The organism is Pantoea piersonii (genome assembly GCF_003612015.1).
Taxonomy (GTDB): Bacteria; Pseudomonadota; Gammaproteobacteria; order Enterobacterales; family Enterobacteriaceae; genus Pantoea; species Pantoea piersonii.
The window spans coordinates 17591-31443 of sequence record NZ_RARB01000008.1; the positions used below are offsets into that span (position 1 = coordinate 17591).

Consider the following 13853-nt stretch of genomic DNA (forward strand, 5'->3'; position numbering starts at 1 on the left):
GTCAGGGAAGGGGCGCAAACGGCAGAATTTCCAGTGCTCACAAGGGATAAGGGGCCGCTAATTTTTTGCCAGGGCGATCGTGAATTATGGCGATTTGGCGCCGTAAAAAGCAAAATTGCCAGAAAAGAGCGAGCCGAAATGGCGTAATTAGCACGTCATCAGTGCGTCATATTTGCGAAATAAAAAGGTGATTGCTGGCGAAATAGGGGCGGGAAAGAGGGCGATAAAATAAAAATATCGGGCCGCAACGGGCCCGACAGCAGAGGATTAAAAATCCCAGTCTTCGTCTTCGGTTTCGACCGCTTTGCCCATCACATAGGAGGAGCCGGAGCCGGAGAAGAAATCGTGGTTTTCATCGGCGTTAGGCGAAAGCGCGGCAAGGATAGCCGGGTTTACCGTGGTGAGTTCCGCCGGGAACAGCGCTTCATAGCCGAGATTCATCAGCGCCTTATTGGCGTTATAGTGCAGAAAGGTTTTTACCTCTTCCGCCCAGCCCACATCGGCGTAGAGCGCCTCGGTGTAAACGACCTCATTTTCATACAGCGCCAGCAGCAGATCGTAGGCGAACTGCTGCAGCTCCTCTTTGCGCGCGTCGTCCGCCTGCTCCAGCGCTTTCTGGTACTTATAGCCGATGTAGTAGCCATGCACCGCTTCGTCGCGAATAATAAGGCGGATCAGATCGGCGGTATTGGTCAGCTTGCCGCGGCTTGACCAGTACATCGGCAGCCAGAACCCGGAGTAGAAGAGGAACGACTCCAGGAAGACGCTGGCGATCTTTTTCTTCAGCGGATCGTCGGCGCGGTAGTGCGCCAGAATGATGCGCGCCTTGTTCTGCAGCGCCTCGTTCTCTTCACTCCACTGATAGGCGGCGTCTACGTCGCTGGTGTTGCAGAGCGTCGAGAAAATCGAGCTGTAGGATCGCGCGTGCACCGCCTCCATAAAGCTGATATTGGAGAGCACCGCCTCTTCATGTGGTGTCAGCGCATCCGGCATCAGGCCCGGCGCGCCGATAACGTTCTGAATAGTGTCGAGCAGCGTCAGTCCGGTAAAGACGCGGATAGTGAGCTGCTGCTGCTGGCTGTCCAGCGTCTGCCAGGCGGGCAGATCGTTCGAGAGCGGCACCTTTTCCGGCAGCCAGAAGTTACTGGTCAGACGGTTCCACACTTCGAGATCTTTCTCGTCCTGAAGACGGTTCCAGTTAATCGCCTGAATCTGTTGTAGTTGCATAGTTTTCATCACAACGCGCAGGAAACGCAGCCCTGCACCTCCGTGCCCTGTAGCGCCATCTGGCGCAGTCGAATGTAGTAAAGCGTTTTGATGCCTTTCTTCCAGGCGTAAATCTGCGCTTTGTTGATATCGCGTGTCGTCACATCGTCACGGAAAAAGAGCGTCAGCGACAGCCCCTGATCGACATGCTGCGTCGCTTCGGCATAGGTGTCGATAATCGCTTCCGGCCCGATCTGATAGGCATCCTGATAGAGATCCAGGTTCTCGTTGGTCATAAAGGGCGCAGGGTAGTAAACGCGTCCGGTTTTTCCCTCTTTACGGATTTCGATGCGCGACACAATCGGGTGGATGCTTGAGGTCGCATGGTTGATATAGGAGATAGAGCCGGTAGGCGGAATCGCCTGCAGGTTCTGGTTATATAAACCGTGCGTCATCACCGCCTCGCGCAGTGCCTGCCAGTCGGCGCGCGTCGGCAGCGTCATTCCGGCCTCGGCGAACAGGCGCGCCACACGCCCGGTGCGCGGCAGCCAGTCGCGCTCTACATATTTATCGAAGTACGCGCCGCTGGCGTAGGCGGAGTGCTCAAAGCCGTCAAAGCGCTGCCCGCGCTCGCGCGCCAGCTGGTTAGAGGTGCGCAGCGCATAGAAGGTGACGCAGTAAAAATAGAGGTTGGTGAAGTCGAGCGCTTCCGGCGAACCGTAGGCCATTCCCTCGCGCGCCAGATAGCCGTGCAGGTTCATCTGCCCCAGGCCAATGGCGTGCGAACGCTGGTTGCCCTCTGCGACCGACGGCACCGAGCCAATATGACTCATATCGGAAACCGCCGTCAGCGCGCGCACCGCGACCTCTACGGTACGCGCCAGGTCGCGCGAGTCCATGGCGTGCGCGATATTCAGCGAACCGAGGTTGCAGGAGATATCTTTGCCGACGCGGCGATAGCTCAGATCCTCATTGAACTCGCTGGGGCTGTTAACCTGCAAAATTTCCGAGCAGAGGTTGCTCATATTGATACGGCCGGCGATCGGGTTGCTGCGGTTAACGCTGTCCTCATACATGATGTAGGGATAGCCGGACTCGAACTGGATCTCCGCCAGCGTCTGGAAGAAGTCGCGCGGCTGGATCCAGCTTTTACGGATGCGGTCGTCCGCCACCATCTCGTCATACTTCTCGCTGATGCTGATATCGCCGAACGCCTGGCCATAAATCCGTTCAACGTCGTAGGGCGAAAAGAGCGCCATCTGGCGATTCTCCTTCGCCAGCTGAAAGGTAATATCGGGAATGACGACGCCGAGCGAGAGCGTTTTAATGCGGATCTTCTCGTCGGCGTTTTCCCGCTTGGTATCGAGAAAGCGCAGGATATCGGGATGATGCGCGTTGAGCCAGACCGCGCCCGCGCCCTGACGCGCGCCAAGCTGGTTGGCGTAGGAGAAGGCGTCCTCGAGCATCTTCATCACCGGAATAACGCCCGACGACTGGTTCTCGATGCGCTTAATCGGCGCGCCGTTTTCCCGCAGGTTGGAGAGCAGGAAGGCCACGCCGCCGCCGCGCTTGGAGAGCTGCAGCGCTGAATTCACCGCGCGGCCGATCGATTCCATATTGTCTTCGATGCGCAGCAGGAAACAGGAGACCAGCTCGCCGCGCTGCTGTTTGCCGCAGTTGAGGAAGGTGGGCGTCGCAGGCTGGAAGCGGCCGCTCAGCATCTCTTCCAGCAGGGATCGCGCCAGCGTCTCGCTGCCCTGCGCCAGGGTCAGCGCCACCATGCAGGCGCGCTGCTCGAAGGTTTCGAGATAGCGTTTGCCGTCGAAGCTTTTCAGCGTATAGCTGGTGTAGAACTTCCACGCGCCGAGAAACGTCTTGAATTCAAAGCCCCAGGCCGCCGCCTCGTCGTGGAAACGGCACAGGAAGTCGAAGTCGTACTGGTTCAGCACGTCCGCTTCGTAATAGCCTTCCGCGACCAGGTAGCGCAGACGCTCCGCCGCGCTGGCGAAAGAGAGCGTATTAGGCGCGACATGCTGCAGAAAGAACTGGCGCGTCGCTTCGCGATCTTTGCTGAACTGGATGCGGCCATCGGCATCATAGAGGTTCAGCATCGCGTTCAGCGCATGATAGTCGAGCGTTACGCCATTGAGGGTGTCTGTTGTTGCCAAAATTGGGTTACTCCCGCTTTAACCGTGGCGATGTCTTCCGGCGTTCCCATCAGCTCAAAGCGGTAGAGCACAGGAACCTGGCATTTTTGCGCGATAATGTCGCCGGCCAGGCAGTAAGCCTCGCCGAAATTGCGGTTGCCCGCTGCGATCACGCCGCGAATGCCGCGCCGGTTCGATTCATCATTAAGAAAGTGAATAACCTGTCTGGGCACCGCGCCGCGACTGCCGCCGCCGCCATAGCTCGGCACCACCAGGATATAGGGCTGGTGGTGCTGCAGACGCGCGGAGAGGTCGAGAGGAATGCGGCGCGCCGGCAGCCCCAGACGGGCAATAAACCGGTGGGTGTTTTCCGACTGGCTGGAAAAATAGACCAGTGGAAACATGGCGCTACTCTCCTGCCGCCGCAAGCTGACGCAGACCGGCGATTTTGTCCGGGCGGAAGCCGCTCCAGTGCTCGCCATCCGCCATCACCACCGGCACCTGGCGGTAACCGAGCGATTTCAGGCCGTCAACGGCGTCAGGCTGCGCGTCGAGATTGATCAGCTGATAGTCGATGCCATGACGATCCATAGCGTTTTTGGTGGCGCTGCACTGGACACAGTTATCTTTTGTGTAAATAATAATGCGCATGATTCGTATTTCCTTTCTGTCATGGACAAGGTATCTGTGATACGTAAGCGGATGCCTCTGTTTCAGGCTTCGTTGCCGCTCACATCTTGTGTCTGGTTGATAGAAAGAATACTAGATATAGTGGTGTTTAAATTCAAGCGCACCATATATAGATATCTGGGCAATAAATCAGCAAGGGGCGGCTAAAGCCAGGCGACATGCGGTTCGGGGCAGCGCAAAAATTTTTGTAAAGATGGCGGGGCAGGAAAGAGGCGAAAAAAAGCCCCGCTTACGCGAGGCTTAGTGCATTTTAATGGAGATTAACGGCGGCCGACCAGCAGCGCGCCTAACACCAGGCCAACGGCGGCACCGATGCCCACGCCGTACCAGGGTTTATCATGCACGTAGGCGTCCACCTGGTAGCTCGCATCACGCGCCGCCTGGGAAACGCGGTTATGACCGCCGTTCAGCTTCGCGCGCGTCTGCTTCAGCAGCGCCTGCGCCTGGCTGCGCGCAGAGTCCACTTCATCTTTTGCTTCGCTACCGTAGGATTTCAGCAGCGCTTCCAGCGAATCAGCGAGCTCGTTTACATCCTGGTTAACATCAATGTCATCGTTTTTTGTGGTTCGATTAAACATTTTTTCGCTCCCTTTGATTTTGAAAGTAATACTGAGTGTAGACGATACGCGGATAAACGCATCGGCAGGACGGGGGTTTAGGGAAATTCCGAAAGCCGCACGGCGGCGTGCTGTTGTAAGGTTGCGAGGCTTGAAAGAGGAGAGGAAAGAGCATGTATTTACGACCCGATGAGGTAGCGCGCGTTCTGGAAAAGGCGGGATTTGAAGTTGACGAAGTCACGCCAAAAGCTTACGGCTATCGCCGTGGCGACAGCTATGTCTATGTTAACCGCGAAGCCCGTATGGGACGCACGGCGCTGGTGATCCACCCCACGTTAAAAGAGAAGAGTCAGCCGTTTGCCGAACCGGCGTCAGAGATGAAGACCTGCGATCACTACACGCGGTTTCCACTCTATCTGGCGGGCGAGTCGCAGGAGCACTACGGCATTCCCCACGGTTTCAGTTCACGTATCGCCCTGGAACGCTACCTGCAAAGCGTTTTCGGCTGATAGCGGCCAGCCCCGTCAGCGCGGGGCACGGCGCTGTTTTTTATCAAATCCTTATCTTTTATCACGTTGCAATTCCCACCGGCGACGCGTATAACCCTGCCATATAGATGTTTAGACGTCCATACGGATAAAAGATGAGCGAGCAGAAAAACCCGTCACGGGAACACTTTAAGCGCACCATGAAAACGCGCCATCTGGTGATGTTATCGCTGGGCGGCGTAATCGGCACCGGGCTGTTTTTTAATACCGGCTATATCATTTCCACCACCGGCGCGGCGGGCACGCTGCTCGCCTACCTGATTGGCGCGCTGGTAGTGTGGCTGGTGATGGTCTGTCTGGGGGAGCTGTCGGTGGCGATGCCGGAAACCGGCGCGTTCCACGTCTATGCGGCGCGCTATCTCAGTCCCGCTACCGGCTATACCGTCGCCTGGCTCTACTGGCTGACCTGGACGGTGGCGCTCGGCTCCAGCTTTACCGCCGCAGGCTTCTGCATGCAGTACTGGTTTCCGCAGGTGCCGGTGTGGATCTGGTGCCTGCTGTTTTGCGTCGCCATCTACCTGCTGAATATTATCTCCACGCGCTTCTTCGCCGAAGGGGAGTTCTGGTTCTCGCTTGTCAAAGTCGTCACCATCATCGCCTTTATCGTGCTGGGCGCGGCGGCGATGTTCGGCTTTATCCCGCTAAAGGATGGCAGCGCCGCGCCGGGGCTAAGCAACCTCACCCAGCACGGCTGGCTGCCGCACGGCGTGCTGCCGATTATCATGACCATGGTGGCGGTGAACTTCGCCTTTTCCGGCACCGAGCTTATCGGCATCGCCGCGGGCGAAACGGAAAACCCGCAAAAAGTGCTGCCGCTGGCGATCCGTACCACGGTAGCGCGGCTGATCATCTTCTTTGTCGGTACGGTGCTGGTGCTGGCGGCGCTGATCCCGATGGATCAGGCGGGCATCGTCAAAAGCCCCTTTGTGCTGGTGTTTGAAAAGATCGGCCTTCCTTATGCGGCGGATATCGTGAATTTCGTTATCCTCACGGCGATCCTCTCCGCGGCTAACTCCGGGCTCTACGCGTCAGGGCGTATGCTCTGGTCGCTGGCGAACGAGAAGACGCTGCCGCGCTGCTTCGCCCGCGTCAATAAACGCGGCGTGCCGCAGCTGGCGATCACCGTCAGTATGCTGGGCGGCGTGCTGGCGCTGCTCTCCAGCGTTATCGCGCCGGATACGGTATTTGTCGCGCTATCGGCCATCTCCGGCTTTGCGGTGGTGGTGGTCTGGCTCAGCATCTGCGCCTCGCACTATATGTTCCGCCGCCGCCATCTGGCGCAGGGCAGGGCGCTGAGCGAGCTAACCTACCGCGCGCCGCTCTATCCGCTGACGCCGATACTGGGCTTTGCCCTTTGCCTGCTGGCGTGCGTCGGACTGGCGTTCGATCCCTCGCAGCGCATCGCGCTCTGGTGTGGCATTCCCTTTGTGCTGCTCTGCTATGGGGTTTACGCTATTACTCATAAAAAATCGCAGGCTGAGGAGGCCAGAAATGCAGCATAATTCCGTGGCGCAGGCGCTGGCTGAAAGCGACATTCTTATCCTGGACGGCGCGCTGGCGACCGAGCTGGAGGCGCGCGGCTGCAATCTGGCGGACGCGCTCTGGTCGGCGAAGGTGCTAATGGAAAATCCTGAGCTGATCTACCAGGTACACCGCGACTATTTCGCTGCCGGCGCGCGCGTTGCCATTACCGCCAGCTATCAGGCGACGCCGCAGGGCTTCGCCGCGCGCGGGCTGGATGAGGCGCAGTCGCTTCAGCTTATCGCCCGCAGCGTTGAGCTGGCGCGACGCGCGCGCGACGACTACCGCGCTGCCAGCGGCAGCCGGGCCACGCTGCTGGTGGCGGGATCGGTTGGGCCATACGGCGCTTTTCTTGCCAACGGCGCGGAATATCGCGGCGACTACGCGCTGCCGGACGAAGAGATGCAGGCGTTCCACCGTCCGCGCGTACAGGCGCTGCTGGCGGCGGGGGCAGATCTGCTGGCGTGCGAAACGCTGCCTTCTTTTGCCGAAGCGCAGGCGCTGGCCGCGCTGCTGACGGAATTCCCCGGCGCGCAGGCGTGGTTCTCCTTTACGCTGCGCGATGCGGAGCATATCAGCGACGGCACGCCGCTGCGCGAGGTCGCCGCTTTCCTGCAGGCGCAGCCGCAGATTGTGGCGCTGGGCATCAACTGCGTCGCACTGGAGCAGGTGACGCCTGCGCTGACGGCATTGCAGAGCCTGACCAGCAAACCGCTGGTGGTCTATCCCAACTCCGGCGAGCAGTACGATGCGACGACGAAAACCTGGCACTCCGCGCCGTCGGGCTGCACGCTGCATGACCGGCTGGCCGAGTGGCGCGCCGCTGGCGCACGGCTGATCGGCGGCTGCTGCCGCACCACGCCGCAGGATATCGCGGCGATTGCGTAGCGGTGTCAACCGCAATAAAGCGCAGAAAACAGTCGATGCTAAGGCGATTAACGGCGCAAGGGCGGTTTACACTGCCCTTTCAGACTCTTTAGCGGATCCACTCATGAAACAGCGACTTCTTATCCTTGCCGCCGCGCTGCTGCTTAGCGGCTGCGCCTCGATTGTCGGCTCACCAACCCAGGCGGTGCGTATCGACTCTCTGCCGCAGGGCGCGCGCTTTACCGTACAGGATGAGGATGGACGCCCGGTGGCAGAGGGTTACACGCCGCAAACCGTCGAGCTGGCGAAGTCGACCGGCCGCTATTTCGGCAAGAAGCACTATCAGGTGATGCTGGAGAGCCCGGGCTACGTGCCGGTTACGCTGCCGATCGAAGGCAAAGCCAACCTCTGGTATCTGCTCGGCAATATTCCGCTGGGCGGCTTTCCCGGCTGGCTGCTGGTCGATCCCTTTAACGGCGGAATGTACAACCTCCAGCCGGACCATCCGCGCCCCTTCCTCAATCCGGTCGGCGCGCGTAGCTGAGGGCGATTACTGCGCGGTGGGCTTCACCATCGCGCCGCCTGAGCGGAACCTTTCCAGGAACTGGTGCTGGAAAATGCACATGCGGATGGTATTGCGATACTCGCCGTTGATAAAAAATTCGTGCTTCAGCACGCCTTCCGTCTCAAATCCCAGCTTGCTGTAGATGTGGATCGCTTTCTCATTCTCCTGATCGACAATCAGATAGAGCTTATAGAGATTCAGCACGGAGAAGCCGTACTCCATCGCCAGCTTCGCCGCCTGGCTTGCCAGCCCTTTGCCCTGATGCGCCGGATCGATAATGATCTGAAACTCGGCGCGGCGGTGGACATGATTGATCTCCACCAGCTCTACCAGCCCCGCTTTCTGACCGTCGTGCTCTACGACGAAGCGGCGCTCGCTCTGATCGTGAATATGCTTGTTATAGAGATCGTAGAGCTCGACAAACGCCTCATAGGGCTCTTCAAACCAGTAGCGCATTACGCTGGCGTTATTATCCAGCTGGTGTACGAAGTGCAGATCTTCCCGCTCCAGCGGGCGTAGCTTAACCGTCATGGTGACCTCTTTGTTGACAGATTTCGCGCGAGTATAGCGCACAAGGCGCGCCAGCTCGCGCGATCCGTCAGGCGGTGATCTGCTCGACGATGCGGCCCTGCGCCATGCGCGCGGCGCGATCGCACATATGGTCGATTACGTCGGGATCGTGGCTGACCAGTACCATCGTCAGGCCGTCGTCGCGCTTGAGATCGTTCAGCAGATTGAGGATCTCCGCCTGCACCGACATATCCAGCGCCGAGGTCGGCTCATCCAGCAGCAGGATCTTTGGCTCCAGCAGCAGCGCACGCACGATCGCCACGCGCTGGCGCTGACCGCCCGAAAGCTGATGCGGATAGCGCTCCGCCAGCGCCGGATCCAGCCCGACGTGACGGAAGCCCTGATTAATACGATCGTCGATATTGTCGCGGCGCAGCAGCTTCAGCGGCTCCGCCAGGGTGCGACGCAGGCGATGGCGCGGATGCAGCGAAGCGTAGGGGTCCTGAAATACCATCTGCACATCGCGGCGCAGCTGGCCGGTAAACGGCTTGCCCGGCGCGACGTCGCAGCCCGCCAGCGCCATTTTCCCCTGCCAGTGCGGGTTCAGCCCGGCCATCACCCACAGCAGCGACGATTTGCCGCAGCCGGACGGGCCGACCAGACCGAAACACTCGCCGGCGTTGACCTGCAGATCGACCTCATGCACCACGGTGCGGAGTTCATAGCCCTGCTTATGCGAGACGCTGAGCTGCTGAAGATTAATCATGATTCGCCTCCAGCGCAGCGCGGTCCAGCACCGGCAGCGCCTCGCCGTGTGTCGCTTTGCTCGGACGGCATGACCAGAGCGTGCGCGTATAGGGATGGGTGGCGCGCGGCAGATCGGCGGCGGGCAGGGTATCGAGCACGCGGCCTTTGTACATCACCATCACGCGCTCGCAGTGTTCGGAGACCTGCTGCAGATCGTGGCTGATCAGCAGCAGGCCCATATTGCGCGCCTCGACCAGACGGCGGATCAACGCCAGTACCTGATCGCGCATGGCGTGATCGAGCGCCGAGGTCGGCTCGTCGGCGATTAAAAAGGCGGGATCGGCGATCAGCGCGATCGCCAGCATCACGCGCTGGCCCATGCCGCCGGAGAGCTGATGCGGATAGCGCTGCATCAGCTGGCGCGGCTGCGGCAGGCCCACGGCGTCGAGCATCTCGCACACTTTCTCTTTCCGCTCGCTGCGGCTCAGGCGGCGGTGCAGCAGCAGCGGCTCCTCGACCTGCCAGCCGATGGTGCGCGTCGGGTTAAGGGCATATTTCGGGTCCTGCATCACCATCGCCACCGTATCACCGCGCAGCGCGCTCCAGGCTTTTTCGCTCAGGCGCTGCGCGTCGTGGCCAGCCACCTCAAGCTTCTGCGCGTGAAGGCGCAGCGCGGGCGAGAGCAGTCCCATCAGCGCGCGGGCGGTCAGCGACTTGCCGGAGCCCGATTCGCCGACCAGCGCCACGCGCTCGCGGCCGATGCGAAAGCTGATGTCGTCCACCAGCAGCGCGTCGTCGCTGCGGATGCTCAGCGATTCGGCGTGAAGTAACAGATCATTTGGCATGGCGGGTATCCAGTCGGTCGCGCAGGCCGTCGCCTGTCAGGTTAAAAGCCAGGCTGCCGAACAGAATCGCCGCGCCCGGCGCGGCGGCGACCCACCACTGGTCGAAAATCACTTTGCTGCCTTCCGCGACCATCGAGCCCCATTCGGCGGTTGGCGGCTGTACGCCCATGCCGAGGAAGCCGAGACCGGCGGCGGAAAGAATAATGCCGCCGAGGCTGAGCGCGGCGCGCACCACGGCGGTTGGCAGGCAGAGCGGCAGAATATGGCCGAACATCAGGCGCAGCCCGGTGATGCCCTGCATGCGCGCGGCGGCCAGATAGTCACTGCGGCGCAGCGCCAGCGTTTCGGCGCGCGCCTGGCGGGCGAAGGGCGGCCAGCTGGTGAGCGCCAGCGCCAGCGCACCGTTCATCAGGCCCGGGCCGAGCATTGCCACCAGCGCCAGCGCGATAACCAGGTTAGGCAGCGAGAGAAAGATATCGGTAATACGCATCAGCACGCGCTCCGTCCAGCCGCCGAGGTAGCCCGCGGTAATGCCGACCAGCAGGCCGACCGGAATGGTCAGCACCAGGATCAGCGACACCAGCAGCAGGGTTGGCCGCGCGCCGTAAATGACGCGCGAGAGCAGATCGCGGCCGAAGCCGTCGGTGCCGAACCAGTGCTGCGCCGATGGCGGCAGCAGGCGCGCCGAAATCGTCTGCATATTGGGATCGAAAGGCGCCAGCAGCGGCGCGAGCAGGGCGGTCAGCACCAGGATCGCCACCAGCGTCAGGCCGATGGTCAGCGAGGTGACGCGACGGCGGCGACGGCGCGGCCGCACGGTTTCGAGTTCAGAGAGTTGTTGCGTCATCGGGTTCTCGGATCGGTTAACCAGGTTAAGGCGTCTGCCAGGGCGTTAAGCAGTATGAAGCAGGCGCCGATCAGCAGCGTGGAGCCGAGGATGGCCGGTACATCGGCCGAGAAGAGCGCATTGGTCATATAGCGCCCGACGCCCGGCCAGGCAAAAACGGTCTCGGTCAGCACCGAGCCTTCCAGCAGCGTGGCGTAGGAGAGGGCGATGACCGTCACCAGCGTGCCCAGCACGTTGGGAAAAATATGGCGCAGCAGAATGCGGCCGCGACCGGCGCCCTTGGCGCGCGCCAGCGTCACATACTCTTTGCTGCTCTCTTCCAGCAGCGCGGCGCGCAGCAGACGGGTAATGCCCGCCATCGCCAGCAGGCCGAGGATCACCACCGGCAGCCAGAGATGAGCGATAGCGTTGCGGAACATCTCGCGGTCGCCGGAGAGCCAGCTGTCGATCAGCACGAAGCCGGTTTTCGGCTCCAGCGTATAGACATAGAGGTCATCGAGTCGTCCGGGCCCGGCCGACCAGTGCAGTACGGCGTAAAACAGCAGCAGCCCGAGCAGGCCGAGCCAGAATACCGGCACCGAATAGCCGAGCAGGGAGATAAAGCGCGCCACATTGTCGAGCAGGCTGCCCGGCTTCCAGGCGGCGAGCAGCGCCAGGCTAATGCCGAACAGGGCGGCGAATAGCATGGCGCAGGTCGCCAGCTCAATCGTCGCCGGAAAGGTCTGCATCAGATCGTTCGCTACCGGCTGATTAGTGAGACGGGAAAGGCCAAGGTCGCCGCGCGCCAGGTGCTCCAGGTAGCGCCAGAACTGCACCAGCACCGGCTGATCCAGCCCCAGCTCGTGACGCACCTGCGCGTAGGTCGCTTCGCTGGCGTGATCGCCAGCGATCTGCTGCACCGGATCTACTGGCGAAAGGTGGGACAACATAAAGGTAAAGGCCAGCAGCCCGAGCAGCGTCACCAGCAGCGACAGCAGGCTGGTGACGAACCGCGACAGGCGCGGCCAGATATGCCGGGCGAACCCGGCATCGGAGGCTGACTGCGCCATTATTTGCTGACCTGCGAGTAGTAAACCATGTCAGGGTTAATGCCCTGCACGTAGCCTTTCAGGTTGTCGCGCAGCGCGATCAGGTTGCGCGCCTGCAGGCCGATAACGTACGGCGAGCTTTTCAGCACCGATTTCTGCATCGCTTCATAGAGCGCCACGCGCTTCTGCGGATCGCTTTCCGCCGTCGCCGCCAGCACCTGCTTATTCAGCTCAGGGATATGCCAGTCTGAACGGTAAGCGATGGTTTTGCTGCCATCTTCCGGGTTATAGGCGAAAGAGGCGGCGTTGGTGTTGGGATCGAAATAGTCCGCGCCCCAGGCGTTCAGCGTCGCCTGATACTTATGCGCCTTCACGCTGGTGGAGACTTCCGAACTCAGACCCGGCTGCACATTGATCTTCACGCCGCCTTTGGCGAAGCTGCCCTGCAACGCCTGCGCGATATCGAGATAGGGCGGCTGGTTGCTGGTAGAGAGATTGAAGCTGACGTTGGTCAGGCCCGCTTTCTGCAGAATCGCTTTCGCCTTCTCAGGATCGTAGCTGTAAGGCGTGTCGTTGACCGCGCCGAGGAAACCCTTCGGCAGGAAGGTCTGGTGCACGTCGAACTGGCCTTTCAGCAGCTCGCTGGCGATGCCTTTATAGTCGAACAGGTAGCGCGCCGCTTCCCACAGCGCCGGGTTTTTCAGGGTATCGTTGGCGCCGACGTTGAACTGAATATAGTAGAGCGACGCCATTGGAATCGCTTCGGTTTTCACGCCCGCTTTGCCTTTCAGCGCGGCGATCTGATCGGCGCCGAGGTTACGCGCGATATCCGCGTCGCCCTGCTCCAGCAGCAGACGGCGTGCCGCCGGTTCCGGCACGTTTTTAATCAGCACATTTTTCAGCTTCGGCGCGCCCGCAGGCGAAGTGGGATTCGCGGTCAGCAGCACGACCTGGTGCAGCACCACTTTACGGATCTGATAGGGGCCGCTGCCCGCCGAGTTGGTCGCCAGCCAGCCGTTGCCCAGATCGCCGTTTTTCTCATTCGCCTTCACGGTTTTTTCATCGACAATAGAGGAGACCGGTGCTGACAGCAGGCTCAGCACGTAGGTCGGGCTGACGTTGGCGGTCCAGCTAATCTGAACGTGGTTGTCGTCGACTTTCTTCAGAAAGCCGTCAACGTTCTCTTTAGTCCAGCCGAGCTGCGTCAGAATAAAAGAGGGATCGAGGTTAAGCTTCACCACGCGGCCCAGCGAGAAGATGACATCTTCCGGGCGCAGCGGGTTGCCGCTGGCGAAGCGGGCGTCTTTGCGCAGTTCAAAGGTCAGGCTGCGGTTGTCGCTGCCCGGCTGCCAGCTGGCGGCGAGCGTCGGTTTCAGATCTGTCGGATTTTGCGGATCGGACTGGACCAGACGCTGATAAATATTGGTAAAAGCCTGCACGCTGGTCAGCTCAAAGCCTTTGGCGGGATCGAAGCTGTCGGCGTCATCAATGGACTGAGCGATAACCAGCGTATCTTTCGGCGTGACGGCATGCGCGGCAAAGGCGGCTGTCAGCGACATTGCCAACAGGGAAGCGACAGTTTTTTTCATGGTAATTCCTTGCCTTATAAAGTAGTAACGCGAGTGTACGGAAGGGCTTAAAGGAAGAATAGTCTATTATGGGCTAACCTTATGCATTAAAGTTATAAGGCTTGCGCTATGGTTATAAGCGGCAAAAAACCGCGTTTAACAAGTATAGAGAAACAGAACCTCAACAAAGTCTATTTAGCGTTATTT

At 60.2% G+C, this 13853-nt stretch carries 15 protein-coding genes; 4 read left to right on the forward strand and 11 right to left on the reverse strand.

All coding sequences use genetic code 11. The annotated features are described in order from the left end of the window. Positions 1-267: 267 nt before the first annotated feature. From nrdF to D7S44_RS18655, 5 genes are all read right to left on the reverse strand, one after another. Entirely contained in the window at positions 268-1227 is a 960-nt protein-coding gene (gene nrdF / locus D7S44_RS18635) for a class 1b ribonucleoside-diphosphate reductase subunit beta (RefSeq protein ID WP_120457651.1), read from the reverse strand. Between the two features lie 8 nt (positions 1228-1235). Next, positions 1236-3374 (reverse strand): class 1b ribonucleoside-diphosphate reductase subunit alpha, encoded by a 2139-nt coding sequence (gene nrdE / locus D7S44_RS18640; protein ID WP_120457416.1) that lies wholly within the window; start codon positions 3372-3374, stop codon positions 1236-1238. Beyond that, positions 3344-3757 carry a class Ib ribonucleoside-diphosphate reductase assembly flavoprotein NrdI gene (nrdI, locus tag D7S44_RS18645; protein WP_120457418.1) on the reverse strand — a complete coding sequence of 138 codons (414 nt, stop codon included), beginning with the start codon at positions 3755-3757 and terminating at the stop codon, positions 3344-3346. The genes nrdE and nrdI overlap by 31 nt, the downstream gene beginning before the upstream one ends. Positions 3758-3761: 4 nt before the next feature. Continuing rightward, a complete protein-coding gene (locus D7S44_RS18650; protein ID WP_120457420.1) occupies positions 3762-4004 on the reverse strand; it encodes a redoxin NrdH in 243 nt (80 codons plus the stop codon). Positions 4005-4303: 299 nt separating this feature from the next. Then, positions 4304-4621: a DUF883 family protein gene (locus D7S44_RS18655; RefSeq protein ID WP_120457422.1), complete on the reverse strand. Its 318-nt coding sequence runs from the start codon at positions 4619-4621 to the stop codon at positions 4304-4306. A 152-nt stretch (positions 4622-4773) separates the two neighbouring features. Here D7S44_RS18655 and D7S44_RS18660 point away from each other — a divergent pair, with 152 nt between their 5' ends. The 4 genes from D7S44_RS18660 to D7S44_RS18675 all read left to right on the forward strand — a co-directional run bounded on the left by D7S44_RS18660 (position 4774) and on the right by D7S44_RS18675 (position 8080). After that, entirely contained in the window at positions 4774-5109 is a 336-nt protein-coding gene (locus tag D7S44_RS18660; RefSeq protein ID WP_033754097.1) for a DUF2002 family protein, read from the forward strand. Between the two features lie 134 nt (positions 5110-5243). Further along, entirely contained in the window at positions 5244-6650 is a 1407-nt protein-coding gene (mmuP, locus tag D7S44_RS18665; RefSeq protein ID WP_120457423.1) for an S-methylmethionine permease, read from the forward strand. Continuing rightward, on the forward strand, positions 6640-7557 hold the full coding sequence (gene mmuM, locus D7S44_RS18670) for a homocysteine S-methyltransferase (protein ID WP_120457425.1): 918 nt from the start codon (positions 6640-6642) through the stop codon (positions 7555-7557). The genes mmuP and mmuM overlap by 11 nt, the downstream gene beginning before the upstream one ends. A gap of 103 nt (positions 7558-7660) precedes the next feature. Next, on the forward strand, positions 7661-8080 hold the full coding sequence (locus D7S44_RS18675) for a peptidase associated/transthyretin-like domain-containing protein (protein ID WP_120457427.1): 420 nt from the start codon (positions 7661-7663) through the stop codon (positions 8078-8080). 6 nt (positions 8081-8086) lie between these two features. Here D7S44_RS18675 and speG read toward each other — a convergent pair whose 3' ends face one another. The 6 genes from speG to D7S44_RS18705 form a co-directional block, all read right to left on the reverse strand. Beyond that, the gene (speG, locus tag D7S44_RS18680) at positions 8087-8632 is read right to left on the reverse strand and encodes a spermidine N1-acetyltransferase (RefSeq protein WP_120457653.1); all 546 of its coding nucleotides are present in this window, start codon (positions 8630-8632) and stop codon (positions 8087-8089) included. Between the two features lie 67 nt (positions 8633-8699). After that, positions 8700-9377, reverse strand: coding sequence for an ABC transporter ATP-binding protein (locus tag D7S44_RS18685; RefSeq protein WP_120457429.1), 678 nt, complete (start codon positions 9375-9377; stop codon positions 8700-8702). After that, positions 9370-10203 carry an ABC transporter ATP-binding protein gene (locus D7S44_RS18690; RefSeq protein ID WP_120457431.1) on the reverse strand — a complete coding sequence of 278 codons (834 nt, stop codon included), beginning with the start codon at positions 10201-10203 and terminating at the stop codon, positions 9370-9372. The genes D7S44_RS18685 and D7S44_RS18690 overlap by 8 nt, the downstream gene beginning before the upstream one ends. Next, positions 10193-11050, reverse strand: coding sequence for an ABC transporter permease (locus tag D7S44_RS18695; RefSeq protein ID WP_120457433.1), 858 nt, complete (start codon positions 11048-11050; stop codon positions 10193-10195). The genes D7S44_RS18690 and D7S44_RS18695 overlap by 11 nt, the downstream gene beginning before the upstream one ends. Further along, complete coding sequence (locus D7S44_RS18700; protein WP_120457434.1) at positions 11047-12099, reverse strand: ABC transporter permease; 1053 nt, start codon at positions 12097-12099, stop codon at positions 11047-11049. Before D7S44_RS18700 ends, D7S44_RS18695 begins: the two co-directional genes overlap by 4 nt. Further along, complete coding sequence (locus D7S44_RS18705; protein ID WP_120457436.1) at positions 12099-13667, reverse strand: ABC transporter substrate-binding protein; 1569 nt, start codon at positions 13665-13667, stop codon at positions 12099-12101. The genes D7S44_RS18700 and D7S44_RS18705 overlap by 1 nt, the downstream gene beginning before the upstream one ends. Positions 13668-13853: the final 186 nt, after the last annotated feature.